This is a genomic window from Streptomyces sp. NPDC059373, assembly GCF_042751495.1.
Taxonomy (GTDB): Bacteria; Actinomycetota; Actinomycetes; order Streptomycetales; family Streptomycetaceae; genus Actinacidiphila.
The window spans coordinates 44,042-70,906 of sequence record NZ_JBHYXC010000037.1 but is presented as its reverse complement, the minus strand read 5'-3'; the positions used below and the strand labels follow the sequence as shown (position 1 = coordinate 70,906).

The window sequence follows — 26,865 nt, the reverse complement described above, 5'->3', positions numbered from 1 at the left end:
GCCCCGGTCCGGGGCCGGCGGCGCTCAGCGCTCTATCACGCCGTGGCCTGCGGTCAGGCGGCGGCGCCGGCCATCGCGCGGCACATCTCGGCGCAGCGTCGACAGGAGTCGGCGCAGCGCTTCATCTGGGGATTGTCGGGCATGGACATACACGCCTCGGCACACATGTCGCACGCCCGCGCGCACATCGCGCACATCTCGGCCGCCAGCGGCGACCTGCGCATCATCATGTCGGCGCACATGCGGGTCATCTCCGTGCAGTCCATGAGCGCGCGCATGATCTGCATGCTCTCCATGCCACCGCCCATGGACAGGCAGGAGCTCATCGTCTCCTCGCACATGGTGTGGCACGCCATGCAGGCGTCGACGCACGCCTGCATGTCCTTGCTCATCGGGGTCATCGCCGCGGACTGGGTCATGATGCCTCCTCGGGACGGGAACGACCGCCACGGCCGCTCCTACGCCTCCGTACTACGCCCGAGCGGCGCCACGCGCCATCGCTCGGACCCGTTCGGTCCGCTTCACGCCCGGTCGAGCTCCGCCTCGAAGACCTCGTAGGCCGTCTGGTCGAACAGCACGAACCGCACCTCGTCGACCTGGCTTCCCTCCCCCGCCGCTCCCTGCGTGACCTCGCGCACCGTACGCAGCGCGATGGCGGCGCCGTCGTCCAGCGGCCAGCCGTAGACGCCGGTGGAGACGGCGGGGAAGGCGACCGTACGGGCCCCCAACTCGTCCGCGACGCGCAGGGACTCGCGATAGCAGGAGGCCAGGAGGGCGGAGCGGTCCTCCTCTCGGGAGAAGACAGGGCCAACCGTGTGGATCACCCAGCGGGCCGGCAGCCGGCCGGCGGTGGTGGCCACGGCCTGGCCGGTCGGCAGGCCGCGTCCGTAGCGGGAGTCGCGGAGCTTGCGGCATTCGGCGAGGATCTGCGGGCCGCCGCGGCGGTGGATGGCGCCGTCGACGCCGCCGCCTCCCAGGAGGGAGGAGTTGGCGGCGTTCACGACGGCGTCGACGGCCTGCTCGGTGATGTCGCCGCGGACCAGCGTGATGTGTGCCATGTCCGCGATCCTGCCACTCCGGCGCTACCAGTCGCAGGGCAGGGACAGGTCCCACAGCGAGTCGCAGAGGACCGCGGGCGTCTGCGGCCAGCCGTGCCGGTACCAGTGCGCGATGCGCCAGGCGAGCCGCTTCGGCCAGATCGGCAGGCCCGGCAGCTCCGCGACGGGGACCCAGACCAGTCCGGCCTCCTCCGCACCCAGGTCGAGCGAGGACCGGGGGCCGGTCTCGCCGTGCGCCTCCACCAGGAAGTAGTGCCCGGGGTGGGAGCCGCCCCAGGCGTTCCGGTCGACCTGGGCGATCTCCCGGATGATGGTGCCGGTCAGCCCGGTCTCCTCGGCCAGCTCGCGCAGCACGGCGTCCTGCGGGGTCTCCCCCGGCTCGATGCCGCCGCCGGGGACCTCGTAGACGTCCTCCGGCGGCCGGTCCCAGTACTTGATCAGCAGCATCCGGCCGTCCCTGATCACCACCGCGCCCGCCCGTGACCGCTTCGGCGGCCGCCCGTAGGGCTCCTCCACCACCAGCCGGCCGCGCCACCACGGCTGGCCCGACCAGGAGCGCAGCGTCGCCTCGCTCGCGCTCCAGGGCGTGATGGGCAGGTGTACGGCCTCCTCGCGGGTGAGCAGGCGGGCCCGGCCGGCGTCTTCGGTGGTGGCGCGGAAGTAGAGGTGCGTGCCGGTGACGGCACGCACCTCCAGGTTCGGTTCGGGCTCGACCCTGACCTCGCAGCCGAGGGCGGTGCGGGCCGCCTCGACCGCCGCCGTCGCGGGGTCACCGCCGGGCGGTACGTGGCCGGCCGGGAGGGTGTAGTCGTCCTGGACGGCGAGCCGCCCGCCGTGGAAGAGGATCACTCCGGAGTGAGTTGAGGACATCCTGCCGACGCTAACGGTTGCGCCCGGGCCGCTGCCAGCGGGTTTCCGGGGCGCGTGGTGGCATCCCCCCGGCGCTAGGCCCTGTCTGACACATAGCGCCGGCCGCCCGGAGGGCGGGCCCCGCGGCGTCTGGTGCGTGTGATCGCAAGACGGAGGATCGCCCTCGTAGTGGGCTACTCGGGCGACTCCGACAACGCAGCGAGCGCGCGTGCCTGGGGGCACCACCCAGCCGCCAGGCTGGGGGAGCGTCGCGGGGCAGGCGAGATTTGTCAGGCAGGGCCTAAGCCGTGGCGGGTTCTGCGGCCTTGGCGGGCTCCGGGGCCGGGGTGGGCCGTGAGGCGGTGGAGCCGGTGCCGCTCAGCAGGTCGTAGGCGGTCTCGGCGTGGAGGTGGACGTCGAGGCCTTCCTGTTCGGCCTCGGCGGTGACGCGCAGGCCCATGGTCTTGTCGAGGGCCTTGGCGATGAGCCAGGTGACGACGAAGGAGTAGGCCAGGACGGCGAAGGCGCCGACGGCCTGCTGTCCGAGGAGCTTGAATCCGCCGCCGTAGAGCAGGCCGGTGCGGCCGCTGGGGGCGTCGGCGGTGCCGAGGATGCCGACGAGGAGGGTGCCGGTGAGGCCGCCGACGAGGTGGACGCCGACGACGTCGAGCGAGTCGTCGAAGCCGAGGCGGTACTTGAGGCCGACGGCCAGAGCGCAGACCGCTCCGCCGATGGCGCCGGTGGCGAGGGCGCCGAGCGGGGTGACGGCGCCGCAGGAGGGGGTGATGGCGACGAGCCCGGCGATGGCACCGGAGGCGCCGCCGAGGCTGGTGGCATGGCCGTCGCGGAGCTTCTCGACGAGCAGCCAGGCGAGCAGGGCGGAGCAGGTGGCGGCGAAGGTGTTGAGGACGACGACGGATGCGGCGTTGCCGGCGGCGAGGGCGGAGCCGCCGTTGAAGCCGAACCAGCCGAACCACAGGATGCCGGCGCCGAGCATGACCAGCGGAAGGTTGTGCGGGCGGGAGAGGCGGTTCGGCCAGCCGGCGCGCTTGCCGAGGACCAGGATCATGGCGAGGGCGGCGGCGCCGGAGTTGATGTGGACGGCCGTGCCGCCGGCGTAGTCGACCGCGCCGAGCTTGTTGACGATCCAGCCGCCGACCACGCCCTTGCCGTCGAAGGCGAACACCCAGTGGGCGACCGGCAGATAGACCAGCGTCACCCAGATCCCGGTGAAGACCATCCACGCGCCGAACTTGATGCGGTCCGAGATCGCGCCGCAGATCAGCGCGGCGGTCAGCGCCGCGAAGAGCGCCTGGAAGGCGGCGAAGACGGACGCCGGGATGACGGCGTGCGGGTCGTCCTTGATGACCCCCTTCATGCCGAAGAACTCGCCGACGTTGCCGAGCAGTCCGGCACCGCCGATGGAGTTGCCGAAGGAGGCCGAGTAGCCGTAGATGATCCAGATGCAGCCGACGAGGGCGACCGCGCCGAACACCATCATCGTCATGTTGAGCACGCTCTTGGCGGCGACCATGCCGCCGTAGAAGAGGGCGAGCCCCGGCACCATCAGACAGACGAGTGCCGTGCTCGCGAGCATCCAGGCGGTACTTCCGGTGTCCATGCGGTCTCCGTAGGACGGGTCCAGTGAAATGAATCAACGTTTCATGTGAGTAGACCCAATGCGCGTTACGGAACCACTGCGCGGCGGGTTAAACGCCGGTTTCGTGAGGGGTCGGGAAGGCTCAGTGCTGGGGGCTGTCGCCGAAGGCCGTGACGGTGAGGAAACGGATCGGGAGGGCGAGCAGGCTCTCCGGGCCGTGCGGGGCCTCGCCGTCGAACTGCAGGGCGTCGCCCGCGCGCATGGTGTAGCTGGACTTGCCGTGGCCGTAGACCATGACGCCCTCGAGCATGTAGATCAGCTCGGTGCCGGCGTGCTGGAAGAGCGGGAAGACCTCGCTGGACTCGGTGAGGGTGACCAGCAGCGCCTCCATCCGCTTGTGCGTGCCGCGCAGGGCGCCCAGTTGCGCGTACTCGTGGCCCACGCGGGTGCCGCGCCGGACGATGCGGGCGCCGTGGCCCGCGGGGACGAAGACGGCCTCGCGCTCGTCGTCCATGCCGCGGAAGAGCGCGGTGACGGGCACGTCGAGGCCGCGGGCGAGGCGGGAGAGGGTGGTGAGGCTGCAAGCGGTCTGGGCGTTCTCGATCTTGGAGAGCATCGCCTTGGAGATGCCCACCCGCTGTGCCATGTCGCCGATCGACAGCCCGGCCGCCTGCCGGTACTCACGCGCCCGCACGGCGATGATCCGCTCGAGCGCCTTGTCGTCGTCCGCGCTGTGGTCCTGCTGCTGCTCCGGCTCCTCCACCTGCGCATCCTAACCGGGACGCCCGAGGGCGAATCTCGGGTGCGGTTCGGCGCGCCCGGTGGCGAGGTCGGCGGCCATGGCCCCGATCAGCGGGGCGAACTTGGCGCCGTGGCCGGAGCAGGGCGAGGCGATGACGAGCGAGCCGCGGCGGTCCAGGACGAAGTCCTCGTCGGGGGTGGAGGTGTAGAGGCAGGTGGCCTCCGCGACCGGTTCGGGGTCCAGGCCGGGCAGCCGGTCCCGTACGTAGCCGCTGACCCGGTGCCGGGAGGCGGGGTCGGGTACGCCGCTGCGGGTGCGGGCCGTGGTGGGGGTGCCGTTGTCGTGCTCGGCGACCTTCATGGCGGGCGCGGGGCCGCCGTCGCTGCCGGAGGGGAGGCCGTAGACCTGGAGATGGTCCTTGGCGACCAGGACCGGCCAGGCGGCGCCCGGGTCGCGCTGCCGGAAGTGGAAGACCTGCTGCTGGGTGACGCGCAGCTGCGGCAGGCCGACGGGCAGGCCGAGTTCGGGCAGCCAGGCCCCGGCGGCGATCACGACGGCGTCGGCGTGGAACTCCCGGCCGTCGTCGGTGCGCAGCAACGCCTGCGTGTCGCCGCGGACCTCGATGCCGGTGACGCGTACGCCGGTGACGACCTCGGCGCCGTGGGCGGCGGCCCGGCGCGCGCACGCGGCCACGGTGGCGTCGGCATCGACCACGCCCGCATCCGGGTGGTACAGCGCCGGGGCGGTGAAGTGGATCTGCGGCCAGCGCTCGGCAGCAGCCTCGGCGGCGAGGAGTTCGTGCGGCACTCCGGCGGCGCCCAGGGTGCGGGCCAGCCCCTCCGGGTCGCGTCCGGCGCCGAGGTCGAGGCCGCCTGTCGTACGCAGGAGGGTGGTTGCGGCGTCGTGCTCCAGTTCGCGCCAGCATTCACCCGCGCGACCGGTCAGCTCCACGTAGAAGGGGTCGGCGTACGCCCTGCGGTAGATGCGGGAGCTGCCGTGCGAGCTGCCGTGCCGGTGGCCGAGGTCGTACGCCTCGATCAGTGTCACCTCGTGGCCGCGCCGGGCGAGTTGCCAGGCGGTGGCGGCGCCCATCAGTCCGGCGCCCACGACGGCGATCACAGGCCGGCCCCGGGGGTGCCGGGGATCCAGTTCGTACCGGCGAGCGGGACGCGGGCCATGGCGGCGGACTCGATGGTGAGGGCGACCAGGTCCTCGGGCTCCAGGTGGTGCAGGTGCGCCTTGCCGCAGGCGCGGGCGAGGGTCTGGGCCTCCATCGTCATCACCCGCAGGAAGTTGGCGATCCGGCGGCCGCCCTCGACCGGGTCGAGGCGGGCGGCCAGTTCCTCGTCCTGGGTGGAGATGCCGGCCGGGTCGCGGCCGTCCTGGTAGTCGTCGTAGTACCCGGCGGCCGAGCCGAGCTTGCGGTACTCGGCGTCGTGACGGGGGTGGTTGTCGCCCAGGGCGATGAGGGCGGCGGTGCCGATGGCGACCGCGTCCGCGCCCAGGGCCAGGGCCTTGGCCATGTCGGCGCCGCCGCGAATCCCGCCGGAGACGATGAGCTGGACCTGTCGGTGCACGCCGAGTTCCTGGAGCGCCTGGACGGCTTGCGGGAGAGCGGCGAGGGTGGGGATGCCGACATGCTCGATGAAGACGTCCTGGGTGGCGGCGGTGCCGCCCTGCATGCCGTCGACCACGACGACGTCGGCGCCCGAGTGGACGGCGAGCTTGACGTCGTAATAGGTGCGGGTCGCGCCGACCTTGACGTACACCGGCTTCTCCCAGTCGGTGATCTCGCGCAGCTCGCGGATCTTGATGGCGAGGTCGTCCGGGCCGGTCCAGTCGGGGTGCCGGCTGGCGCTGCGCTGGTCGATGCCGACGGGGAGGGTGCGCATGGCGGCGACGCGGTCGGTGATCTTCTGACCGAGCAGCATTCCGCCGCCGCCGGGCTTGGCGCCCTGGCCGAGGACGACCTCGATGGCGTCGGCGGCGCGCAGGTCGTCGGGGTTCATGCCGTAACGGGACGGCAGGTACTGGTAGACGAGGTGCTTGGAGTGGCCGCGCTCCTCAGGGGTCATACCGCCGTCGCCGGTCGTCGTCGACGTACCGGCTTCGCTGGCGCCCCGGCCGAGGGCTTCCTTGGCCTGGGCGGAGAGCGCGCCGAAGCTCATGCCCGCGATGGTGACGGGGATGTCGAGGTGCAGGGGGTGCTTGGCATTGCGGGCGCCGAGGACGACGTCGGTGTCGCAGCGCTCGCGGTAACCCTCCAGCGGGTAGCGGGACATGCTGGCCCCGAGGAGGAGCAGGTCGTCGAAGTGCGGGACGCTGCGCTTGGCGCCCCAGCCGCGGATGTCGTACACGCCGGTGGCGGCGGCGCGCTGGATGGCGTGGATGGTGGCGCGGTCGAAGGTGGCGGACTCGCGGAGGCCGCCGTGGGCGGCCGGGTACTCGTCGGTCATGGGGTCGGTCCTCCGGACGGGGGTGGTCGGTCGGGTGCGGGCCGGTGGACGGAGGGGTGTTCCCCCACCCCGCCCCTTCCCGAAACCAGGGGCTCTGCCCCTGGACCCCGGCCCTCAAACGCCGGGCAGGCTGAGGTGGCGGAACGCGTGCCCACAACCTCAGTACGCGTTGTCGGGCTGGAAGTGGTAGAGCTGGCGCGCGGAGCCGTAGCGGCGGAAGGCGGCCGCGTCCTCGTCGATCTCCGCGGTTTTCAGGAGCTCGGCGAGCTCGGCGAGGTGTTCGGGGCGGAGTTCCTTTTCGACGCAGTCGGCGCCGAGGGACTTGACCTTGCCCTTGACGTAGAGGCGGGCCTCGTAGAGGGAGTCGCCGAGGGCGTCGCCGGCGTCGCCGCAGACGACGAGGCGGCCGGCCTGGCCCATGAAGGCGGTCATGTGGCCGACGTCGCCGCCGACGACGATGTCGACGCCTTTCATGGAGATGCCGCAGCGGGCGGCGGCGTCGCCTTCGATGACGAGGAGGCCGCCGTGGGCGGTGGCGCCGGCGGACTGGGAGGCGTTGCCGCGGACGCGGACGGTGCCGGACATCATGTTCTCGGCGACGCCGACGCCCGCGTTGCCGTGGACGGTGACGGAGGCGAGCTGGTTCATGCCGGCGCAGTAGTAGCCGACGTGGCCCTCGATATGGACGGTGAGGTCCTCCTTCAGGCCGCAGGCGACGCTGTGGGCCCCGCGCGGATTGAGCACGCGCCAGCTCGCGGCGCGCTCGGCCACGCCGGGGCTGTGGAGGGCCTGGTTGAGGTCGCGGACGGCGGACTGGGCAAGGTCGTGGACCTCGGTGGTCAGCGCTGCCATACGTAGACCTCTTCCGGCTCGGGCTCGAAGATGCGGGCGTTCTCGATGCCCGGGAGGACGTCCAGGGCGCGGTACTCGGAGGCCATGGCGACCCAGTCGGCGGTCTCGGCGACGAGTGCGGGCTTGCAGGCGATCGCGTCCCGTACGACGGCGAACGAGTCGCCGGTCGCGACCAGCAGCGTGTAGAAGCCGTCGAAGCGCTCGCAGAGCAGCCGGAGCGCCTTCTCCAGGTCGGTGCCGTGGGCGAGTTGGTGGGCGACGAAGCGGGCGCCGACCTCGGAGTCGTTCTCGCTGTCGAAGTGGACGCCCTGGGCGCGCAGTTCGCGGCGGATGGTGGCGTGGTTGGCGAAGGAGCCGTTGTGCACCAGGCACTGGTCGGGGCCGACGGAGAAGGGGTGGGCGCCTTCGGGGGTGACGGCGGACTCGGTGGCCATGCGGGTGTGGCCGACGCCCTGCCAGCCCCGGACCCCCGCCAGCCCGAAGGCGTCGGCCAGGTCGTCGGGGTGCCCGGTGCCCTTGAGTACGGCGACGTCCTCACCGGAGCCGATGACGGTGGCACCCGGGAGCACGGTGGCGACGGCCGCGAGCAGCGCGTCGACCGGGACGGCGGCGTGGACGACGGTGGTGGCGTCGGCGGTGATGGCCACGGCGTCCGGGAGCCGGTCCCGTAGCGCGGCCTCGGCGGAGGCGGCGTCGGTGTCCAGCAGCGAGACGGTCGCGCGGCCGGGCGGGGTGAGCCGGGGGTCGCCGTAGACCGCCACGCCCGCCGAGTCCGGGCCGCGTTCGACGACCTGGCCGAGCATGGCGGCGAGCAGCTCACCGAGCCGGGGGTGGAGGGAGGGCTCACGCAGATGGAGCCCGACGATTCCGCACATGCGGCTCTCCTCGTGACGGATGATCAGAATGCGGTGAGGTAGCGGTCGAGCTCCCACTGACCGACCGTGCCGTGCCACGCGAAGAACTCCTCGCGCTTGACGTCGCCGAAGTACTGGCTGACGCCCGCTCCGGCCGCGTCGAGGGCCCCGCTGACGACCGGGTCGGCGGCCAGGGCGTCGACGGCGTGCAGGAGGGTGGGCGGGAGTTCGGGGCGGGCGGCGGTGGCGGCCGGGTCGCCGGGGGTGCCGGGGTCGAGGGCGCGGTCGATGCCGTCGAGGCCTGCGGCGAGGGCTGCGGCCGCGGCGAGGTAGGGGTTGGCGGCGCCGTCGCCACCGCGCAGTTCGACGCGGTTGCCGTCCGGGACGCGTACGAAGTGCGTACGGTCGTTGCCGCCGTAGCCCGCACGGCGCGGGGACCAGGTGGCGCCGGAGCGGGTGGAGACGGCGCCGGTGCGCTTGTAGGAGTTGACGGTCGGCGCGATGACAGCCTGCAGAGCCCGGGCGTGGTCGAGGATGCCGCCGACGAAGGAGTACGCGAGCGGGGACAGGCCGAGCCCGCGCGGGTCGGCGGCGTCGGGGAAGGCGGGTTCGGCGCCGCGCCACAGCGACAGGTGCATGTGCATGCCGGTGCCGGTGCGGTCGGTGAAGGGCTTGGGCATGAAGGTGGCGGTCATGCCGCGCTGTTCGGCCAGCATGGAGACGAAGTAGCGCATGGTGATGACGCGGTCGGCGGTGGTGAGGGCGTCGGCGTACGTGAAGTTCTGCTCGAACTGGCCGTTGCCGTCCTCGTGGTCGTTGGCGTAGTTGCCCCAGCCGAGGGCGTTCATCGCTTTGGAGACGGCCGTGAGGTGGTCGTACATCCGGGTCAGGCCCCGCGCGTCGTAACAGGGTTGGGCGGCGGTGTCGCGGCTGTCGGCGACCGTCAGGGTGCCGTGTTCGTCGCGGTTGACCAGGAAGTACTCGATCTCGGCGCCGACGGCGAGCGACAGCCCGAGCTGCTCGGCGCGCTCCAGCACCGCCCGCAGGATCACCCGGGGCGCGTAGGGCCAGGGCTTGCCCTCGACGTGCGGGTCGCAGTGGACCAGGGCCAGGCCGGGGCGTACGAAGGGCAGCGGGGTGTAGGAGGAGACGTCGGGCAGGGCTATGACGTCCGGGTCGCTGGGCTGCTGGCCGAGCGCGCCGGCCGCGTATCCGGCGAAACCGACGCCCGCGTCGCGGAGTTCCTCGATGGCCTCGACGGGCACGAGCTTGGCGCAGGGTTTGCCGGTCAGGTCGACGAAGACCGCGAGCACGAACTCCACGCCGTCGGCGCGGACCAGCTCGGCCAGGTCGGGTGCAGGGGCTGTGACGGTTGCTTCGATCGTCATGAGGGGCTCTCTTCCCAGCCGGTCACGTGGTCCACTCTCAGGAATCATCGTTGCCTGACAGTAGACCGCGGATCCGTTACGGCCGGATTTCCGGCCGGGAAGCTCTCCGTAACCCGACGTGCCCAGCGGGCGGCCGCTCAGCCGAACTGGACGGTGGCGTCCATCTCCCACAGCAGGACTTCCGCACCCTCCGCGCCCGAGGTGACGCGCTGGCCCTCGGCAGCCGTGACGCGGACCGCGTCGCCCGCGCCGAGGAGGCCGACGCCTTCGAGGGCGGCCTCACCCTTGGCCACGTACACGTGGACGAAGGGCGCCGTGGGGATGACGAGGGTCTCGTTCGCGCCCATGCGGGCGGCCTGCAGGGCGGCGTGCTTCTGCTGGATGGAGATGGCGCGGGCGTCGGCGTGCTTGGGCATGCCGGAGGCGACGGTGACCCAACCGCCGTTCGCGAGCTGGTCGTTGATGTCGAGCTGTTCGTAGCCGGGCTTGATGCCCTGTTCGTCGGGGAAGACCCACATCTGCACGAAGTGCACGGGCTCCCGGTGCTCCGGCTCGCCGGTGAGCGTCCAGGAGTCGTTCTTCTCGCTGTGGAGGATGCCCTTGCCGGCGCTCATGCGCTGGGCGAGGCCGGGGTAGATGACACCGTTGTGGCCCTCGGAGTCCTGGTGGACGAGGCCGCCGTCGAGGACCCAGGTGACGATCTCCATGTCGCGGTGCGGATGGGTGTCGAAGCCGGTGCCGGGCGCGACGACGTCGTCGTTGGAGACGAGGAGCAGCCCGAAGTGGGTGTTGGCGGGGTCGTAGTGCCGGCTGAAGGAAAAGCAGTGGTGGGAGTCGAGCCAGCCGGCGCGGGTGTGGAAGCGGTCGTCCGCCCGGCGGATGTCCAGCTGGGTGTTCATGGCTCTCCTTGCCTGTGGGGTATCCGTACACCAACGTAACATGTTGAATCTCGAACTATATTCCGTAGCTCCGCAGCTTCCGGTAGACCGTGGCGCGGGCGATGCCCAGCGCCTGTGCGGTGCGGAGCTTGTTGCCGCCGTGGGTGCGCAGGGCCTCCAGGATGGCGGCGCGCTCGGCGCGCTCCAGGCTGCTGAGCCGTCGGCCGCCGCCTCCGTCGCGTACCGCGTCGGGCAGCTCCTCGGGCCGTACGGGACCGGCGAGGCGCCGGCCGTCGGCGATGCCGCGTACGAGAAGGGCGAGCTCGGCGACATTGCCGGGCCAGGGGTACCGCTCCAGGGCGTGCCGCGCCTCGACGGTCCAGGTCAGCGGCGGCCGGCCCAGGTCGGGGCGGGGGCGCAGGGCGCGCAGCAGGGCGGGGATGTCCTCGGGGCGTTCGCGCAGCGGCGGGAGGGTGACCGAGCGGGCGGAGAAGTGGCCGACCAGGCGTTCCAGGCAGGCGCCGGGGGGCGGGTCGCCGGGGGTGTAGGTGGCGACGAGGCGGAGCGAGGGCCGGCGCTCGAGTACGGAGTGGAGCGCGGCGGCCACCGTGGCGTCGAGGACCTCCAGGTGCCGGAGCAGCACCGGGCCGCGGTCGCCCGGGTCCGCGTCCAGATCACGGCACCAGCGCCGGGCGTCGTCGGCCGTGGCCTCGGCGGCGTCGAAGGCCGGCGCCTCGGCGTACAGCCCCCGGGCGACGGCGGCCTTCCCTGCGCCGGGCTCTCCGGTCACCATCAGCGGGCCCGGCGCGGCCGCGAGCGCCGCCAGCCGGGTCAGGGCGCTGCGCCACGGCAGCGAGGATCCGGCGAGCCCGGGCAGCATCGGGGGGTCGGCGTGGTCGTGCGGGGCCGCGCCGCCGGCGCCGGAGAAGACCGCCGTGACGCCGATGACCCGTCCGGAGTGCAGCACCGGCCGCAGTCGGGCGCCGAGCCGGTCGGCGCCGGGGGCGCCCGGGGTGTCGTCGTGGACCAGGCCGGCGGCGTGCCGTTCCAGGAGGGCGAGGGTGTCGTCGGAGACCGTTCGCGCGGCCTCGGCGCTGACGAGCCGGGTGCGGCCGTCCGTCACGACCACGGGACGGTGTTGCGGGTCCTCGCCGAGGTAGGCGTCAAGGAGCAGTTCTTCGAGTGCCTTCACCGGGTCCCGTCCCAACCGTGTCTCGTATTGAGACACCACAGCCGACGCGTGATCATCCAGGATCGATTCTGGTTGCTCTTTCAATTATCCGTCAGGAGCCGTGGAAATGATCGACACCGTCGTCGAGACCGATGTGCTGATCGTGGGCAGCGGACCCGCGGGCGCGAGCGCGGCGCTCGCCCTCAGCACCTACGGCGTCCCGAACATCGTCGTGACGCGCTACCACCGGCTCGCGGACACCCCGCGCGCCCACATCACCAACCAGCGCACCATGGAGGTGCTGCGCGACCTGGGCGTCGAGGACCAGGTCGTCGCTCAGGCCTCGCCCCAGCACCTCATGGGGAACACCACCTTCTGCACCAGCATCGCGGGCGAGGAGCTGGGCCGCCTGCGCTCCTGGGGCAACGACCCGCTGGTCCAGGCCGCCCACGAGCTGGCCAGCCCCACCCGCATGTGCGACATGCCGCAGCACCTCATGGAGCCGGTCCTGGTGGGCGCCGCCGTCGAGCGCGGCACGCAGCTGCGCTACAGCACCGTCTACCGGTCCTTCGAGCAGGACGCGGACGGCGTCACCGCCACCGTCGAGGACCGGCTGCGCGGCGACACGTACAAGATCCGCGCCAAGTACCTGATCGGCGCCGACGGCGGCCGCTCCCAGGTCGCCGAGGACGCCGGGCTCCCCATGGGCGGGCAGATGGGCGTGGCCGGCTCGATCAACATCTGCTTCGAGGCCGATCTCACCAAGTACGTCGCCCACCGGCCCAGCACCCTGTACTGGGTGCTCTCCCCCGGCGCCACGGTCGGTGGCATCGGCGCCGGCCTGGTCCGCAACGTACGCCCCTGGAACGAGTGGCTGATCGTGTGGGGCTACGACGTCACCGCGGGCGCCCCCGACCTTACCGAGGAGTACGCCCTGTCCGTCGTCCGCCAGCTGATCGGCGACGACGACATCCCGGTCACCATCACCTCGTCCTCGGCCTGGACGGTCAACGAGATGTACGCCGAGACCTACACGAACGGCCGCGTCTTCTGCGCCGGCGACGCCACACACCGCCACCCGCCGTCCAACGGCCTGGGCTCCAACACCTCCATCCAGGACTCGTACAACCTGGCCTGGAAGCTCAAGCTCGTCCTCGACGGCACGGCCTCCCCCGCCCTGCTGGACACGTACGACGCCGAACGCGCGCCCATCGGCAAGCAGATCGTGACCCGCGCCAACAAGTCGATCGGCGAGACCGCCCCGGTCTTCGCCGCCCTCGACGGCCTCAGCCCCCAGACCCCCGAGCAGCTGTGGGCCAACATCGCCGCCCGCAAGGACGCCACCCCCGCCGCCGAGAAGCAGCGCCAGGAGCTGCGCGAGGCGATCGCCTTCAAGGCGTACGAGTTCAACGCGCACGGCGTCGACCTCAACCAGCGCTACGCCTCCACCGCGATCGTCCCCGACGGCACGCCCGACCCCGGCTTCGACCGCGACCCGGAGCTGTACCACCAGCCCTCCACCCGCCCCGGCGCCAAGCTCCCGCACGCCTGGCTGTCCGCCGGGACGCGGAATCCGTCGACCCTGGACCTGGCCGGCAGGGGCCGCTTCACCGTGATCACCGGCATCGGCGGCGACGCCTGGACCGAGGCCGCCCGCGGCGTCGGCGAAGAGCTGGGCCTGGACATCGCCACCGCCGTCATCGGTCCCGGGCAGGAGTACGACGACCCGTACGGCGACTGGGCGCGGCTGCGCGAGACCGGCGACGGCGGCGTGCTGCTGGTCCGGCCGGACCTGCACATCGCCTTCCGGCACGAAAGCACGACGCCGGATGACGCGGCGAAGCTGCTCTCGGATGCGCTGAAGCGCATCCTGGGACGGGACCGAGACGAGAAGTGACGAGGTAACCACGATGGCCACCGACTTCACCGAGGAGACCGCGACCGCCGCGGTCGTGGAGAGCTTCGAGAAGACCCCGGACCCGCGGCTGCGCGAGATCCTGGGCAGTCTGACCCGTCATCTGCACGATTTCGTACGGGACATCGAGCCGACGACCCAGGAGTGGGAACAGGCCATCGCCTTCCTCACCGCCACCGGGCAGAAGTGCGACGCCACCCGGCAGGAGTTCATCCTCCTCTCGGACGTGCTGGGCGTGTCGATGCTGGTGGAGACGATCGCGCAGCGAAAGGCAGCCCGGAAGACCGCGACCGACTCCACGGTGCTCGGCCCCTTCCATGTCGTCGACTCCCCGCCACGCGCATGGGGCGACTCCATCGACCTCCTCGGCACCGGCGAACCCTGCGTGGTCACCGGGCGTGTCGTGTCGGTGGACGGCACGCCGCTTCCGGGGGCACTCGTTGACGTGTGGCAGTGCAACGAGGACGGCTTCTACGACGTCCAGCAGCCGGACCTGCAGCCCCTCGGCAACGGCCGCGGACTGTTCACGACCGACGCCGAGGGCGCCTTCCTCTTCCGCACGATCGTCCCGTCGTACTACCCCATCCCGACGGACGGCCCGGTGGGCGACCTGCTGGCGGCGGGCGAGCGGCATCCGTACCGCCCGGCGCACATCCACTTCATCGCCGGTGCGGAGGGGCACGTGCCGGTCACCACGCACATCTTCGTGGCGGGCAGCCCCTATCTGGAGTCGGACGCGGTGTTCGCGGTGAAGAAGAGTCTCGTCGAGGAGTTCTCGGTGGTCGACGACCCAGCGCGGGCGGCGGCGTACGGGGTGGCGAATCCCTTCCGGCTCGCGAACTTCGACATCGTGCTGCAGTCGTCATGAGCACCGGGTTCGTCTACGAGGCGCTGCCCATGCGGGTGGTCTTCCGGCCCGGCGCCGCGACCACCGCTGTGGCCGCGGAGGCCGAACGCCTCGGGCTGCGCAGGGTGCTGGTGCTCTCGGGTTCCCGGGGCCGCGACGTCGCCCAGGCCGTGGCCGACTCGCTGGGCGACGCGTGCGTGGGCGTGCACCCCGGCGCCGTCATGCACGTCCCCGTCGAGGTCGCCGACGAGGCGGTCGACGTGGCCCGCAAGCTTGACGCCGACGGCTGCGTCGCGGTCGGCGGCGGCTCGGCCATCGGCCTCGGCAAGGCACTGGCCCTGCGCGCCGGCCTGCCGCTCATCGCGGTGCCCTCGACCTACGCGGGCTCGGAGATGACCCCGGTCTGGGGCCTCACGGAGAACGGCGTCAAGCGCACCGGCCGCGACCGCGCCGTCCTGCCCCGCAGCGTCGTCTACGACCCCGAACTCACCCTCTCCATGCCGCCCGCCCTCTCCGGCACCAGCGGCATGAACGCCATCGCCCACGCCGTCGAGGCCCTCTACGCCCCCGACGCGTCGCCCGTCATCTCCCTCATGGCCGAAGAGGGCGTACGTTCTCTCGCCGCCGCGTTGCCCGTCGTCGCCGACGCCCGCAGCGAGGCCCTGTACGGCGCCTGGCTCTGCGGCGCCTGCCTCGGCGCGACCACCATGGGTCTCCACCACAAGCTCTGCCATGTGCTGGGCGGCACCTTCGACCTGCCCCACGCGGACACCCACACCGTCGTCCTGCCGTACGTCCTGGCCTTCAACTCCCCTGCCGTCCCGACCGCGTTGGCGGCGCTCCGCCGCGCCCTCGGCACCCCCGACCCGGTGTTCGGCCTCCACGACCTCGCCGGCCGGCTCGGCGCCCCCCGCTCCCTGGCCGCGCTGGGCCTGCCCCGCGCGGGCATCGAGCGCGCGGTCGACCTCGCCGCGGCGACGCCGTACGCCAACCCGCGCGAGGCTTCACCGGACGACCTGCGGGCCATCCTGACGGCAGCGTACGAAGGGGCCCCGCCCGCGCCCGCGTTGTGACCGGGCCGCCCGGCGCGGACGGCGTCACTTCTGGGCGTCGAGGACGCTCTTCGGCAGGGCGGTGTCGTTCTTCAGCGCCTCCCAGACCTTGCCCGCGGAGCTCGCCTCGACGACCCGGTTGGGGTCGGAGGGGGCGGTGACGACCGGAATGGTGATGGCGGTGAGGTTGTCCGAGCCGATCTTGCGGAGGCTCGACCCGAAGCCGACCAGCTCGCTCAGGGAGTCGAGTTCGGTGTCGGTGGTGATGGCGCTGGTGATCGTCTCGGCCATGCCGTAGATCTTGGCCGGGTTGGTGAGGAGGTCGGCGGCCGAGACCTGCTTGAGCATCGCGTGCAGGAGCTGCTGCTGGAGCTCGATGCGGCCGAGGTCGCTGCCGTCGCCGACGCCGTGCCGGGTGCGGGCGAAGGCGAGCGCGGTCTTGCCGTCGAGGTGGTGCGTACCGGCCTTGAGGTGGAGGTGGCTCTTGTCGTCGTTGATGTCCTTGGTGGTGGTGACGGTCACCCCGCCGAGGGAGTCGATGAGTTTGGCGAAGCCGGTGAAGTCGATCTCGATGTAGTGGTCCATGCGTACCCCGGTGAGGGTCTCGACCGTCTTGACCGCGCAGACCGCGCCGCCCACCGAGAAGGCGGTGTTGAACATGGCGTTGTACGCGGCGGAGGTGCTGCCGCTGGAGGTGGGGCAGGAGGGACGGTAGACGAGGGTGTCGCGGGGGATGCTGACGACGGTGGCCTTGGTGTGCGCCTCGTTGATGTGGACCACCATCGCGGTGTCGGAGCGGGCGCCGCTGGTGTGGCCGCCGCCGAGCTTGGCGTTGCTGCCGCTGCGCGAGTCCGAGCCGAGGACCAGGATGTTCATCGCGCCGGTGGCGACGGGAGACTGCGACGCGGAGGCCGAGGTGGACGGCGTCGCGGCGGCGGCCTTGCTGGGGCGGTCGGTACCGAGCGCGCCGTTGATGTCGACGCTCTTGATGTTGTTGTCGAGGTGCCAGTAGGCGATGCCGGCCGCCGTGCCGCCGAGGGCGAGCGTGCAACCGAGGGCGACACCGGCCGCGATCAGAGCGCGGGTTCTGCGTCGGCGTCGTATGAGAATGCCGCCGGCCTCGTCGCCCGGCGGCACCTTGTGGTCTTCCGTCATGCGGACGAACTTAAGTGCGGATTGTTGCATTCAGCGCCACAGAGCGTTCTTTCTTGGGAAGATCTCATAATCGTTGGGAAGCTCTCATAAAGGGCCCCCGTGCCCGGGACTGTCCGCAGCCGACAAAGGCGTGGCGCGTCGTACGAAAGCTGCTCAGCGCCGCCTGAATCCGCGTCCGGCGCGGTCTTACTGTCCGGTACATGACTACGAGCCGCAACAGACGTCCGAAGTGGCGCAGCGCCGCGATCGCGGGGCTGCTCGCCGTCGCCGTAGGGCCGGTCTTCGTCGCCGTTCCCGCCGGTGGGCCGGGGCCGGGGCCGTACGAAGGCGTCGGTCTCGGTGAAGGATCCGGCGTCCATGACAACGGCCCCACCCGCCCTGAGGGCGAATGGGGCCGTGACCCGGACCGGTCGTCAGCCGCTCTTGCGGCGGAATTCGCGCTGGCCGCCGGCCCGCCCGTGAGCGCCGTGGATCTTGTTGTGGTCCTGTCCCCCGGCTCCACTGCCGCCCGCCGCGTTGTGGTTGCGCTTGCGCTCCAGGGCCTCCCTGAACTTGCGCTTGACGTCGTCCTCCTCCGGCGCCTCGGCCGCCGCCTCCTCGACCTCGGGCACCTCGCGCGTCTGGTCCGAAGCTTCCGCTTCCATGGCCGCCTCCTGGTCTGGGTGAGTCATAGGGACAGCCTCGCACGTCCACGGGCCGGTCAGAAACGTCATGGGGCGCTCAGCGAGTCCGCCGATGGGGTAAGCACGACGCATGAGCGACGACCCGAGGATCATCACGGTAAGGCCCGAGGCGGGCGAGTACGCCTGGACATTCGGCGGCGCGCCGCCGGTGGCGCGGATCGCGCCCGGCACGGTGCTCGACCTCTTCACCGAGGACTGCTTCGCGGGCCGGGTGCGGTCGGTGAACGACCTGGTGTCGGAGGTGTGCGAATTCCCCTTCCTCAATCCGCAGACCGGTCCCTTCCACGTCGAGGGGGCCGAGCCCGGCGACACGGTCGCGGTGCACTTCGTGTCGATCGAGCCCGCCCGGGACTGGGCGGCGTCCACCACCGTGCCGCTGTTCGGCGCCCTGACCTCGACCCATACGACGGCCACGCTGCAGCCGCCGCTCCCCGAGCTGGTGTGGATGTGGCAGCTGGACCGGGAGCGGCGGACCTGCGAATTCGCCGCCCGCGACAGCGACATCCGCATCGAACTGCCGATGGACCCGATGCACGGCACCGTCGGGGTCGCCCCGGCCAACCTGGAGGTGCGCTCGGCGCTGGTCCCCGACGCGCACGGCGGCAACATGGACACGCCCGAGATGCGGGCCGGCGTCACCTGCTATCTGGGCGTCAACGTGGAGGGCGCCCTGCTCAGCCTGGGCGACGGGCACGCCCGGCAGGGCGAGGGCGAGACCTGCGGGGTCGCGGTCGAGTGCGCCATGAACACGGTGGTGGTCGTCGAGCTGCTCAAGGGGCTCGCCACGCCGTGGCCCCGGCTGGAATCGGACACGTACATCATGTCGACGGGTTCGGCGCGGCCGCTGGAGGACGCCTTCCGGATCGCCCAACTCGACCTGGTGCGGTGGCTGGCGAGCGACTACGGGCTGTCGGAGATGGACGCGTACCAGCTGGTCTCACAGGGCGTCGAGTCACCGCTGGCCAATGTCTGCGACACCAACTACACGGCGCTCGCGAAGTTCCGCAAGGCATGGCTTCCGCCGGGCATTCCCTACCGGGGGCTGCACGCCCAACTGCGGGAAGTGGCGGCCGGTTTGCCCGTTGCCAGGCCCTGATATTGCCATGTACCGTTCAAAAGCTTGTCACCGCGCTGTTGGCTTACCGCAAGTCTACGCGCGAAGAATCGGCGCCCGCACCGCCTCTCCACACCCCCCACAAGGAGGAATGCCGGATGCTCGGATCCACCAGGTCCAGCGCCAGACACGCCCGCCGCATCGCCGGCGCGGCAGCAGTGCTCGGGGTCCTGGTCGCAGGCACGGCGGCCGTCCAGGCAGCAGCACCCACGACCGCCGCCGCGGCGACCACGAACCGCGTGCTCTTCGACAACGCCCACGCCGAGACGGCCGGCAACGCCGACTGGATCATCTCCACCAGTCAGCCCGACCCGCTCGGCCAGAACTCCTCGCCGTCCTCGGAGACCTCCTGGACCGGTGCCATCTCCTCGTGGGGCGTGGCCCTGCAGAAGACCGGCAACTACAGCCTGAAGACGCTGCCTTCGGGAAGCTCGATCACCTACGGCACCTCCAGCGCCACCGACCTGTCGAACTTCGACACCTTCGTGCTGCCCGAGCCGAACGTGCTGCTCACCACGGCCGAGAAGACCGCCGTGATGAAGTTCGTGCAGAACGGCGGCGGGCTCTTCCTCATCTCGGACCACACCGGGAGCGACCGCAACAACGACGGCTCCGACTCCCCCGTGATCATCAACGACCTGATGACCAACAACAGCGTCGACAGCACCGACCCGTTCGGCTTCTCCGTCGACCTGCTCAACATCAGCTCCGGTAACCCGGCGGCGATCAGCGACAGCACCGACCCCGTGCTCCACGGCTCCTTCGGGACGGTGACCAAGAGCCTGTTCGCCAACGGCACCACCGCCACCCTCAAGCCGGCCGACAACGCCGGCGTCAAGGGACTGCTGTACCGCTCCGGCTACTCCGGCAACACCGGCGCCTTCTTCGCCACCAGTACCTTCGGCAGCGGCCGCGTCGCCTTCTGGGGCGACAGCTCCCCCATCGACGACGGCACCGGCCAGTCCGGCAACACCCTGTACGACGGCTGGAACGACAGCACCGCCACCAACGCCGCCCTCGCCCTCAACGCCACCGAATGGCTCTCCGGCGCGACCGACAGCGGCGGCGGCTCCGGCGGCGGCACCGGCACCTGCACCGCCGCCCAGCTCATCGGCAACCCCGGCTTCGAGTCCGGCAGCACCACCTGGACCGCCTCCAGCGGCGTCATCACCAACTCCACCAGCGAGGCCGCCCGCACCGGCTCGTACAAGGCCTGGCTGGACGGCTACGGCTCCGCCACCACCGACACTCTCTCCCAGGCGGTGACCATCCCCTCCGGCTGCACCACGGCCACCTTCAGCTTCTACCTGCACGTCGACACGGCCGAGACCTCCACCAGCACCGCGTACGACACCCTCAAGGCCCAGGTTCTCAACAGCTCCGGCACCGTCCTGAGCACCCTCGCCACCTACTCCAACCTCAACGCCGCCACCGGCTACACCCAGCGCAGCTTCAGCCTCGCCGGCTACGCCGGACAGACCGTCACCCTCAAGTTCACCGGCACCGAAGGGTCCACCCTCCAGACGTCGTTCGTCCTCGACGACACGGCGCTCAACGTGAGTTAGGGCCTGTCTTACAGCAGAGCCGCACGCGGTGGGGTCTTCTCTGACAGAAGACCCCACCGGCCCGTAGCATGTGCGCCGGGGTGGGAGCGGAGGTGGCTATGACCACGCAACAGGAGCCGTCGTACGACGTGCTCGTCGTCGGTGGGTCAGGGGTCGACACGATCGTCAGGGTGGACGCGCTGCCGGTGCCGCTGGCCGATTCGGTGGGGGTGCCGCCGATCCGGGAGTGGGCGGGTCACACCGGCGGGAATGTCGCGCTGGGCAGCCGGGCGCTCGGCGGGACGGTGAAGTTCCTGGACTTCATCGGTGAGGACTGGATCGGCGCCATGGTGCGGGAGCGGCTGGCGAAGGCCGATGTCGACTTCGAGCCGCTGATCTCGGCGGCGGGCACCCGGCGGTCGGTCAATCTCGTGGACGCCTCAGGACACCGGATGTCCTTCTACGACGGCCGCGATCCGCTCGACCTGCGGATGCCGCGCGAGTTCTACCTGCCGCATCTGCGCCGCGCCCGCCATGTGCACCTGTCGATCACCCACTTCGCGCGCTTCCTGTACGACGACATCGAGGCGCTCGGCATCCCGGTCTCGACGGATCTGCACGACTGGGACGGAACGGCGGACCACCACAAGGAGTTCGCACTCCGCTCCGACCTGGTCTTCCTCAGCGCGGCCGGGGCCAAGGAGCGGATCGCCGGGGTGATGCGGAACATCCTGCGCGACGGCCGGGCCGAGGCGGTGATCGCCACGGCGGGGGCCGGAGGCTCGTATCTGCTGACCCGGGAGGGCAGCAGCACGCCGCGCCACATCCCGGCCGTGCCGCCGCCGGGGCCGGTGCTGGACTCCAACGGCGCGGGGGACGCCTTCGTGTCGGGCTTTCTGTACGGGCGGCGGACCGGCCGGGGCCTGGAGGACTGCGCCCGGCTGGGCGCGGTCGCCGGCGCGTACGCCTGCACGGGCGACGGGAGCACCGCGCTGATCGGCGCGGAGGCTCTCGAGTCGGCTCAGCCCTTGTAGCCCACGCCGCCGTAGAAGCCGATCCGGCGCAGTTCCCCGGGATCCGGCAGCGGGCCGTCGGGGCGCCACAGCGGCACCTGGACCAGGCCGGGCTCCAGGAGGTCGAAGCCGTCGAAGAACGGCAGGATGTCGGCGTGGGTGCGGACGTTCATGGTGGCGGTGGCGCTGTCGTACACCTTGATGACGTCCGGGAAGCCGCCCTCGTGGAAGTCGGCCGTGGTGTGCGAGAGCACCAGGTAGCTGCCCTGGGGGAGGGCTTCGGCGAGCGTGCGGACCAGCCGGGCGGGCTCTTCCTTGTCGGTGACGAAGTGCAGGAGTGCGACGAGGAGGAGCGCCACCGGCTGGTCGAAGTCGATCAGTTCGCTGATCGTGGGGTGCCGCAGGATCGTCTCGGGCTCGCGGACGTCGCCGAGGAAGAAACCGGTGTTGCCGGTGCCGACGAGTCTGGCGCCCGCGTGGGCGGCGACGATCGGGTCGTTGTCGATATAGGCGACCCTGACGTCGGGCGAGACGGCCTGAGCGATCTCGTGCGTGTTGGGCGAGGTGGGGATGCCGGTGCCGATGTCGATGATCTGCCGGATGCCCTGGTCGGCCACGAAGCGGGTGGCGCGCTGCAGGAAGCCGCGGTTGGCGCGGGCCGACGGACGGATCTCGGGGATGAGCTCGATGACCCGGTCGGCGGCCGCGCGGTCGACCTCGTAGTTGTCCCGGCCGCCGAGGAAGTAGTCGTACATCCGGGCGGGATGCGGCTTGCTGGTGTCGATCCGGTCGGCCGGAAGGCCGTTCTCCTGGTCGCTCACGCCGTGCTCCGTCTCTGGGTCAGGACAGCAGGAAGTCGGCTTCGCCGGCCTTGGCGCCCTGGATGAAGGTGGTGATCTCGTGGTTGGTGTAGATCAGGGCGGGGCCGTCCGGGTCGGTGGACTGCCGCAGCGCCACCCGGCCGTCGTTGAGCTTCATGGCCTCGACGCAGGATCCGCCGTTGCCGCCGCTCCAGGGCTTGGTCCAGCCTTCGCTGCCCAGGTCCTTGGCGGGCATGCCGTTGTAGATCCGCTTGTTCGTCGTGTTGCTCATCGGTCAGGTCTCCCCGTGGATCCCACCGAGGACTGCCTCGGTGCTCAGCGCCGGCGCGGCTTGCGCGCACATCCGGTCCAGTGCCTCGAGGAAGGCCGTGACGTCGTCGCGGTCGTCGAAGTACACCGCCCCGACGAGGCTCTCGGTGTAGACGACGTCAGGGAGTTCCTGAACCTGGAACCGGAAGATATGGAAGGGCCCGTACATCGCGGGATGCGGTCCCGCGCTGAAGGGCATGATCTGCAGTTGTACGTTCGGCAGTGCGCAGGCCTCGATCAGCCTGGCGATCTGGGCGCGCATGATGCCGGCGTCCCCGATGGGTCTTCGCAGGACCGTTTCGTCGAGGACGACCCACAGCAGCGGTGCGTTCGGGCGGGTGAGCAGCGACTGGCGCTCCATGCGCAGTGCGACGCCGCGCTCTATCTCCTCGCAGGAGGCCTGCGGCCGGCCGGCCTTGAGCACCTCGCGGGCGTAGTCCGCGGTCTGCAGCAGCCCCGGTATGTAGTGCGGCTCGTACGCGCGGATGACGGCGGCCTCGCCCTCCAGGCTCACGAAGGCGCTGAACCACTCCGGCAGGACGTCGCGGTAACGGTGCCACCAGCCGGGCTGGTTGGCCTCGCGCGCGAGGGAGAGAAAGGCCTCGACCTCCTGGGGGTCGGTGACCCCGTAGGTCGTGAGCAGCTTCTCCACATACGGGATCTTCAGGCCGACTTCGGCCTTCTCCATGCGGCGGATCGTGGCATGGGTGACGTACAGGGCCTGCGCCGCCTGCTCGTAGGAGAGCCCGGCCTTCTCGCGCAGAACCTGGAGCCGCTTGCCGAGCACCACTCGCAGTACGGTGGGGGCACCACCGCCTGCCGGTCGCCCGTCCGTCACGACCCACTCCCTCCAACTGCCTTCACAGCACGGCAGTGTGTCATGCCATCAGCGCAAGGCACAGCCTGTCACGTCGATTCTGTAATTTACAGATCGCATCTTGCCAAAGCTCGAACAGGGCCCGCATAGTTGCGGAGTGGCTGCTTCCCAAGACGCTCTCCGGTTAGAGCGCCGCGGCGTCCTCGACGCCGCCTGCCAGGTCTCTTTCCGGCTGCCCGCCGTCGGCTCCTCCGTCGCGGAGGCACGGCGGCGTGTGCGGACGCGGCTGCGGGATTGGGGCGCGGCCGACGAGGTGCGCGACGACACCGAGATGGTGGTCTCCGAGCTGTTCACCAACGCCGTACGCCACACCACCAGCGAGCGCATCACCTGCGGACTGAGCTTCACGCGCGGCATCGTACGCGTCGAAGTCACCGACCAGGGAAGCTTTTTGACGCAGCCTCAGCAACGCGCGCCCGGGCTCGACGAGGAGGGCGGCCGCGGGCTGCTGCTGGTCGGCGCGCTCGCCACCTCCTGGGGCGTGTGCCCCGGCGAGACCGGCCGCGGCCGTACGGTGTGGGCCGAGCTGTCCTGATCCGACCGGCCCGCCCGGCCGCCGGTCCTAGTCCAGCGGCAGCAGATCCGGGCGCTTGGGCTCGACGTGGTCGCCGGAGGACTCACCGCGCAGCCGCCGCCCGATCCACGGTACGAGGTACTCGCGGGCCCACTGGATGTTGTCCCGGCGCACCGCACCGGGGGCCCGCACCGGCTCCGGCGGCCAGGGCTGGTCAGGGTCGGCGGGGACGTCCAGGCCGAGCACCTGGCCGGCGCGCAGGGCGACGCGGGTGTGGCCCTCGGGTGACAGGTGAAGACGGTCGGCGTCCCAGGCGCGGCGGTCCTGGACCGAGCGCAGGGACCACAGGTCGAGCACCGGGCAGTTGTACCGGTCGGCGATGGCCCGCACATGCACGCTGTACGTGGCGATCTTGCCGCGCAGCAGGCCGAGCACCGGGGTGCCCCGGGTGTCGAAGCCGGTGGTGACCAGCACCGTGCCGACGGCGGCGCTGAGGTCGGCGACGGCGGCCTCGAAGCGTTCGGCGACGGCGTCGGGGTCGCTGCCCGGGCGCAGGATGTCGTTGCCGCCGGCACAGAAGGTCACCAGGTCCGGGGCGAGCTCCCGGGCGCGCGGGACCTGCTCCGCGACGACCTGGTCGAGGAGCCGGCCCCGTACGGCGAGGTTGGCGTAGCGGAAGTCGTGCTCGGGCCTGCGGTCGGACAGCAACACGGCCAGCCGGTCCGCCCAGCCGACGAACGCGCCGTCGGGACCGGGGTCGCCGACGCCCTCGGTGAAGCTGTCGCCGATCGCCGCGTACGACCCGATGGTGCCGGTGGTGTGTGTCTTCGAATCGTCTGCCACAGCAGCACATCCTTCACCTCGTCAAGTGACCTACGCCACCGTAACCAAGGGTTGACGTACCGTGATCTATCCCACTCGGTCAGTTCTGCCGAAAGTGGAATACGGCGGCGTCAAGATCGCCCCGGAGCCCGGTGCGCAGTCCGTGGTGCAGCAGCACAGCGCCCCGGTGGACCTCGCCGGTCGCCACGTCGGTGTACGTCGCCGCCGGGTCGAGCCCGCGCAGCCGCAGCGCGGGCTGGGGCTCGCCGTGGCGCTGGTGGCGCAGCCAGGCCAGGACGACCGTCTCACCGTCGCGGACGTACTGGACGGCGCTGAGCTCCTCGCCGGGCGGCCGCAGCCGGTACAGCTCGCCGTGCTGCACGACCGGGCGGATCGTCTTGTAGCGGGCGATCCACGCGCGGGCCTCGGTGAGCTCGTCCTCGCTCCACTTCACCAGGTCGCCGCCGATGCCCAGGACGCCGGCCATGGACGACACGAAGCGATAGCGCAGGGAGCTGACCCGGTCGTTGAGCTGCTCGTTGGGGCTGTCGGTGACCCAGGCGGCCATCACGCGTGCCGGGTGGATCTGGCTGAATCCGTCCTGGATGGCCAGCCGGTCCAGCGGGTCGGTGTTGTCGGAGGTCCACACCTGGTCGGTACGGGACAGAATGCCGAGGTCGATGCGGCCGCCGCCGCCCGAGCAGGACTCGAAGGCGACGCCGGGGTGGGCGGCGCGCAGCCGGTCCAGGAGCGCGTACAGCCCGTGCACATGGTCGACCCACAGTCGCTGCGGGTAGGGCTCGCCGGGCCAGCCGGCGTCGGTGAAGCAGCGGTTGAAGTCCCACTTCACATAGTCGACGGGGGCGCTGTGCAGGAGGGCGTCCAGCTGCTGCCAGAGGTGGTCGCGGACGTCCTCGCGGGCGAGGTTGAGGATGAGCTGGTTGCGGAACTCGGTGCGGCGGCGCCCCGGCTGGTACTGCACCCAGTCGGGGTGGGCCCGGTAGAGGTCGCTGTCCGGGTTGACCATCTCCGGCTCGACCCAGATGCCGAACTGCATGCCGAGCGCGTGGACGTCGTCGGCGAGCGGCTTGAGGCCGTTGGGGAAGCGGTCGGGGTTGGGTGTCCAGTCGCCGAGCCCGGCCGCGTCGTGCGTACGGGTCCCGAACCAGCCGTCGTCCACGACGAACAGCTCGACGCCCATGTCGGCCGCGCGGCGGGCGAGCGCGCGCTGCCCGGCCTCGCTGACCTCGAAGTAGGTGGCCTCCCAGGAGTTGTAGAGCACCGGCCGGGACTGCTCGGCGCCGGGGATGACGTGTGCGAGCTGGTAGGCGTGCCAGGCGCGGCTGCTCGCACCGAAGCCGCCGTCGCTCCACAGGCCGGCGAAGACCGGGGTGGTGTACGACTCCCCCGGCGCCAGCAGCACCAGCCCGGCGTCGTCGTGTCCGGCGCCGCCGACGGCCTGCACCAGGCCGTCGGGCAGCAGCTGTACGGCGATCCGCCACGACCCGGACCAGGCCAGCGCGGCGGACCAGACCTCGCCGTGCTCCTCGCCCGCGTCACCGGCGTCGAGGGCGATCCAGGGCAGGTGAGCGTGACTGGTGTGGCCGCGCCGGCTGCCGATGACGTGCTCGCCGTGGCTGAGATCGGTGCGGGCGAGCTGGGACTCGGCGGCCCAGCGGCCGTGCAGATGCGACAGCCGCCAGTGGTCCCGTACCGGCAGCGACCAGGCGGCGGCGTCGGCGCGCAGCAGCTCGACGGGGGCGGTCCGGTCGCCGCCGCCATGGCTGACGGTGGCCCAGCGCTCGATGACGTCGGTGCCGGTGCGCAGCCGGTAGTGGAGGGCGATGTCGACGTGGTGGACGGCGTCGTGGAAGTGCAGCCGCAGCTCGTCGCCGCCGGCCTCGCCCACGTGGACCTCGTACTCCTCGAAGATCCACTCGGTGCCGCGCACGGCCTCCGTACGGGCGGTGAGCGCGGGCCGTACGAAGCGGGGGCCGCCCTCGACCGGGTACTCCTCACGGCCGTCGAGCACGGACTCGAACCCGCGGTGACCGGGCAGCGGTTCGGCGGCCAGCGCCTCGGCGTCGGCGAGGGTGATGCGCGGCCCCCAGTGGAGGTGCAGCAGCTCGTCCCGCTCCGTCAGCCGCAGCGCGTAGCTGCTGCCGGTGCCTGACAGCAGCCACACCCGTCCGTCGCCACCAACGTCAATCATCAAATTTCCCCTTTTCCGATCAGGCTCGAACATCATCGGATGGCGGGGGGCGAATGGCAATGACCTCAGGCACACATACCGCCCGGTACGGGATTCGCATGCTTGTCGTATGGTCAGCAGGAGTCCGACCCGATTCCAA

General features: G+C 71.4%; 26 protein-coding genes. 7 read left to right on the top strand and 19 right to left on the bottom strand.

Annotated features, from left to right (window positions below; genetic code table 11):
- Positions 1 to 53 precede the first annotated feature (53 nt).
- The 12 genes from ACFXJ5_RS33095 to ACFXJ5_RS33040 form a co-directional block, all read right to left on the bottom strand.
- Positions 54 to 419 carry a four-helix bundle copper-binding protein gene (locus tag ACFXJ5_RS33095; protein WP_384639434.1) on the bottom strand — a complete coding sequence of 122 codons (366 nt, stop codon included), beginning with the start codon at positions 417 to 419 and terminating at the stop codon, positions 54 to 56.
- 102 nt (positions 420 to 521) lie between these two features.
- Entirely contained in the window at positions 522 to 1,058 is a 537-nt protein-coding gene (locus ACFXJ5_RS33090; RefSeq protein WP_384639431.1) for an O-acetyl-ADP-ribose deacetylase, read from the bottom strand.
- A 24-nt stretch (positions 1,059 to 1,082) separates the two neighbouring features.
- Positions 1,083 to 1,928: an NUDIX hydrolase gene (locus ACFXJ5_RS33085; RefSeq protein ID WP_384639428.1), complete on the bottom strand. Its 846-nt coding sequence runs from the start codon at positions 1,926 to 1,928 to the stop codon at positions 1,083 to 1,085.
- 280 nt (positions 1,929 to 2,208) lie between these two features.
- Entirely contained in the window at positions 2,209 to 3,528 is a 1,320-nt protein-coding gene (locus tag ACFXJ5_RS33080; RefSeq protein ID WP_384639425.1) for an ammonium transporter, read from the bottom strand.
- Positions 3,529 to 3,649: 121 nt separating this feature from the next.
- Complete coding sequence (locus ACFXJ5_RS33075) at positions 3,650 to 4,270, bottom strand: helix-turn-helix domain-containing protein (protein WP_384639422.1); 621 nt, start codon at positions 4,268 to 4,270, stop codon at positions 3,650 to 3,652.
- Positions 4,271 to 4,279: 9 nt separating this feature from the next.
- Positions 4,280 to 5,356, bottom strand: coding sequence for an FAD-dependent oxidoreductase (locus tag ACFXJ5_RS33070; protein ID WP_384639419.1), 1,077 nt, complete (start codon positions 5,354 to 5,356; stop codon positions 4,280 to 4,282).
- Between the two features lie 8 nt (positions 5,357 to 5,364).
- Positions 5,365 to 6,705 (bottom strand): FMN-binding glutamate synthase family protein, encoded by a 1,341-nt coding sequence (locus ACFXJ5_RS33065; RefSeq protein WP_384639416.1) that lies wholly within the window; start codon positions 6,703 to 6,705, stop codon positions 5,365 to 5,367.
- Positions 6,706 to 6,864: 159 nt separating this feature from the next.
- Positions 6,865 to 7,557, bottom strand: a complete 693-nt coding sequence (locus ACFXJ5_RS33060) for a GltB/FmdC/FwdC-like GXGXG domain-containing protein (protein WP_384639413.1) — start codon at positions 7,555 to 7,557, stop codon at positions 6,865 to 6,867.
- Positions 7,545 to 8,432, bottom strand: a complete 888-nt coding sequence (locus ACFXJ5_RS33055; protein ID WP_384639410.1) for a glutamine amidotransferase family protein — start codon at positions 8,430 to 8,432, stop codon at positions 7,545 to 7,547. Before ACFXJ5_RS33055 ends, ACFXJ5_RS33060 begins: the two co-directional genes overlap by 13 nt.
- Before the next feature lie 23 nt (positions 8,433 to 8,455).
- The gene (glnT, locus tag ACFXJ5_RS33050) at positions 8,456 to 9,799 is read right to left on the bottom strand and encodes a type III glutamate--ammonia ligase (protein WP_384639407.1); all 1,344 of its coding nucleotides are present in this window, start codon (positions 9,797 to 9,799) and stop codon (positions 8,456 to 8,458) included.
- Between the two features lie 137 nt (positions 9,800 to 9,936).
- On the bottom strand, positions 9,937 to 10,698 hold the full coding sequence (locus tag ACFXJ5_RS33045; protein WP_384639404.1) for a pirin family protein: 762 nt from the start codon (positions 10,696 to 10,698) through the stop codon (positions 9,937 to 9,939).
- A 55-nt stretch (positions 10,699 to 10,753) separates the two neighbouring features.
- A complete protein-coding gene (locus tag ACFXJ5_RS33040) occupies positions 10,754 to 11,869 on the bottom strand; it encodes a helix-turn-helix domain-containing protein (protein WP_384639401.1) in 1,116 nt (371 codons plus the stop codon).
- Positions 11,870 to 11,975: 106 nt separating this feature from the next.
- On the opposite strand from ACFXJ5_RS33040, the gene ACFXJ5_RS33035 reads away from it, so the two are divergent.
- From ACFXJ5_RS33035 to ACFXJ5_RS33025, 3 genes are read left to right on the top strand one after another with little or no spacing between them, the layout of a single operon-like run.
- Positions 11,976 to 13,745: an FAD-dependent oxidoreductase gene (locus ACFXJ5_RS33035; RefSeq protein ID WP_384639398.1), complete on the top strand. Its 1,770-nt coding sequence runs from the start codon at positions 11,976 to 11,978 to the stop codon at positions 13,743 to 13,745.
- 13 nt (positions 13,746 to 13,758) lie between these two features.
- Positions 13,759 to 14,631 carry a dioxygenase family protein gene (locus tag ACFXJ5_RS33030; protein WP_384639395.1) on the top strand — a complete coding sequence of 291 codons (873 nt, stop codon included), beginning with the start codon at positions 13,759 to 13,761 and terminating at the stop codon, positions 14,629 to 14,631.
- Positions 14,628 to 15,683, top strand: a complete 1,056-nt coding sequence (locus ACFXJ5_RS33025) for a maleylacetate reductase (RefSeq protein WP_384639392.1) — start codon at positions 14,628 to 14,630, stop codon at positions 15,681 to 15,683. Before ACFXJ5_RS33030 ends, ACFXJ5_RS33025 begins: the two co-directional genes overlap by 4 nt.
- Before the next feature lie 24 nt (positions 15,684 to 15,707).
- On the opposite strand, the gene ACFXJ5_RS33020 is transcribed toward ACFXJ5_RS33025, so the two are convergent.
- Positions 15,708 to 16,817, bottom strand: coding sequence for an LCP family protein (locus ACFXJ5_RS33020; protein ID WP_384639390.1), 1,110 nt, complete (start codon positions 16,815 to 16,817; stop codon positions 15,708 to 15,710).
- Positions 16,818 to 17,230: 413 nt separating this feature from the next.
- Complete coding sequence (locus tag ACFXJ5_RS33015) at positions 17,231 to 17,461, bottom strand: DUF5302 domain-containing protein (protein ID WP_384639387.1); 231 nt, start codon at positions 17,459 to 17,461, stop codon at positions 17,231 to 17,233.
- Between the two features lie 109 nt (positions 17,462 to 17,570).
- Here ACFXJ5_RS33015 and ACFXJ5_RS33010 point away from each other — a divergent pair, with 109 nt between their 5' ends.
- The 3 genes from ACFXJ5_RS33010 (at position 17,571) to ACFXJ5_RS33000 (ending at position 21,192) form a co-directional block, all read left to right on the top strand.
- Entirely contained in the window at positions 17,571 to 18,596 is a 1,026-nt protein-coding gene (locus ACFXJ5_RS33010; RefSeq protein WP_384639384.1) for an acetamidase/formamidase family protein, read from the top strand.
- 116 nt (positions 18,597 to 18,712) lie between these two features.
- Positions 18,713 to 20,179: a hydrolase gene (locus ACFXJ5_RS33005; protein ID WP_384639381.1), complete on the top strand. Its 1,467-nt coding sequence runs from the start codon at positions 18,713 to 18,715 to the stop codon at positions 20,177 to 20,179.
- Positions 20,180 to 20,277: 98 nt separating this feature from the next.
- On the top strand, positions 20,278 to 21,192 hold the full coding sequence (locus ACFXJ5_RS33000) for a carbohydrate kinase family protein (protein WP_384639378.1): 915 nt from the start codon (positions 20,278 to 20,280) through the stop codon (positions 21,190 to 21,192).
- Here the strand turns inward: ACFXJ5_RS33000 and ACFXJ5_RS32995 are convergent.
- The 3 genes from ACFXJ5_RS32995 to ACFXJ5_RS32985 are packed head-to-tail and all read right to left on the bottom strand — an operon-like array spanning position 21,180 to position 23,139.
- Positions 21,180 to 21,992 (bottom strand): SAM-dependent methyltransferase, encoded by an 813-nt coding sequence (locus tag ACFXJ5_RS32995; protein ID WP_384639375.1) that lies wholly within the window; start codon positions 21,990 to 21,992, stop codon positions 21,180 to 21,182. The genes ACFXJ5_RS33000 and ACFXJ5_RS32995 overlap by 13 nt on opposite strands.
- A 19-nt stretch (positions 21,993 to 22,011) precedes the next feature.
- Positions 22,012 to 22,263 (bottom strand): DUF397 domain-containing protein, encoded by a 252-nt coding sequence (locus ACFXJ5_RS32990; protein WP_384639372.1) that lies wholly within the window; start codon positions 22,261 to 22,263, stop codon positions 22,012 to 22,014.
- 3 nt (positions 22,264 to 22,266) lie between these two features.
- Positions 22,267 to 23,139 carry a helix-turn-helix domain-containing protein gene (locus ACFXJ5_RS32985; RefSeq protein ID WP_384639369.1) on the bottom strand — a complete coding sequence of 291 codons (873 nt, stop codon included), beginning with the start codon at positions 23,137 to 23,139 and terminating at the stop codon, positions 22,267 to 22,269.
- A gap of 136 nt (positions 23,140 to 23,275) precedes the next feature.
- Between ACFXJ5_RS32985 and ACFXJ5_RS32980 the strand changes: the two genes are divergently transcribed.
- Entirely contained in the window at positions 23,276 to 23,713 is a 438-nt protein-coding gene (locus ACFXJ5_RS32980) for an ATP-binding protein (RefSeq protein ID WP_384639366.1), read from the top strand.
- Positions 23,714 to 23,740: 27 nt separating this feature from the next.
- Here the strand turns inward: ACFXJ5_RS32980 and ACFXJ5_RS32975 are convergent, their stop codons facing one another.
- Together ACFXJ5_RS32975 and ACFXJ5_RS32970 are read right to left on the bottom strand one after the other, a co-directional pair.
- The gene (locus tag ACFXJ5_RS32975; RefSeq protein WP_384639364.1) at positions 23,741 to 24,535 is read right to left on the bottom strand and encodes an SGNH/GDSL hydrolase family protein; all 795 of its coding nucleotides are present in this window, start codon (positions 24,533 to 24,535) and stop codon (positions 23,741 to 23,743) included.
- Positions 24,536 to 24,614: 79 nt separating this feature from the next.
- Positions 24,615 to 26,726: an alpha-galactosidase gene (locus tag ACFXJ5_RS32970; protein WP_384639362.1), complete on the bottom strand. Its 2,112-nt coding sequence runs from the start codon at positions 26,724 to 26,726 to the stop codon at positions 24,615 to 24,617.
- Positions 26,727 to 26,865 lie beyond the last annotated feature (139 nt).

Excerpts from the sequence above, each read along its gene's own strand:
- ACFXJ5_RS33065 (WP_384639416.1), bottom strand. The coding sequence starts at position 6,705 with ATGACCGACGAGTACCCGGCCGCCCACGGCGGCCTCCGCGAGTCCGCC.
- ACFXJ5_RS33020 (WP_384639390.1), bottom strand. The coding sequence starts at position 16,817 with ATGACGGAAGACCACAAGGTGCCGCCGGGCGACGAGGCCGGCGGCATT.
- ACFXJ5_RS33035 (WP_384639398.1), top strand. The coding sequence starts at position 11,976 with ATGATCGACACCGTCGTCGAGACCGATGTGCTGATCGTGGGCAGCGGA.
- ACFXJ5_RS33060 (WP_384639413.1), bottom strand. The coding sequence starts at position 7,557 with ATGGCAGCGCTGACCACCGAGGTCCACGACCTTGCCCAGTCCGCCGTC.
- ACFXJ5_RS33095 (WP_384639434.1), bottom strand. The coding sequence starts at position 419 with ATGACCCAGTCCGCGGCGATGACCCCGATGAGCAAGGACATGCAGGCG.
- ACFXJ5_RS33025 (WP_384639392.1), top strand. The coding sequence starts at position 14,628 with ATGAGCACCGGGTTCGTCTACGAGGCGCTGCCCATGCGGGTGGTCTTC.
- ACFXJ5_RS33005 (WP_384639381.1), top strand. The coding sequence starts at position 18,713 with ATGCTCGGATCCACCAGGTCCAGCGCCAGACACGCCCGCCGCATCGCC.
- ACFXJ5_RS32970 (WP_384639362.1), bottom strand. The coding sequence starts at position 26,726 with ATGATTGACGTTGGTGGCGACGGACGGGTGTGGCTGCTGTCAGGCACC.
- ACFXJ5_RS33080 (WP_384639425.1), bottom strand. The coding sequence starts at position 3,528 with ATGGACACCGGAAGTACCGCCTGGATGCTCGCGAGCACGGCACTCGTC.
- ACFXJ5_RS33045 (WP_384639404.1), bottom strand. The coding sequence starts at position 10,698 with ATGAACACCCAGCTGGACATCCGCCGGGCGGACGACCGCTTCCACACC.
- ACFXJ5_RS33015 (WP_384639387.1), bottom strand. The coding sequence starts at position 17,461 with ATGGAAGCGGAAGCTTCGGACCAGACGCGCGAGGTGCCCGAGGTCGAG.
- ACFXJ5_RS33030 (WP_384639395.1), top strand. The coding sequence starts at position 13,759 with ATGGCCACCGACTTCACCGAGGAGACCGCGACCGCCGCGGTCGTGGAG.
- glnT (WP_384639407.1), bottom strand. The coding sequence starts at position 9,799 with ATGACGATCGAAGCAACCGTCACAGCCCCTGCACCCGACCTGGCCGAG.
- ACFXJ5_RS33055 (WP_384639410.1), bottom strand. The coding sequence starts at position 8,432 with ATGTGCGGAATCGTCGGGCTCCATCTGCGTGAGCCCTCCCTCCACCCC.
- ACFXJ5_RS33000 (WP_384639378.1), top strand. The coding sequence starts at position 20,278 with ATGACCACGCAACAGGAGCCGTCGTACGACGTGCTCGTCGTCGGTGGG.
- ACFXJ5_RS33090 (WP_384639431.1), bottom strand. The coding sequence starts at position 1,058 with ATGGCACACATCACGCTGGTCCGCGGCGACATCACCGAGCAGGCCGTC.
- ACFXJ5_RS33085 (WP_384639428.1), bottom strand. The coding sequence starts at position 1,928 with ATGTCCTCAACTCACTCCGGAGTGATCCTCTTCCACGGCGGGCGGCTC.
- ACFXJ5_RS33010 (WP_384639384.1), top strand. The coding sequence starts at position 17,571 with ATGAGCGACGACCCGAGGATCATCACGGTAAGGCCCGAGGCGGGCGAG.
- ACFXJ5_RS32990 (WP_384639372.1), bottom strand. The coding sequence starts at position 22,263 with ATGAGCAACACGACGAACAAGCGGATCTACAACGGCATGCCCGCCAAG.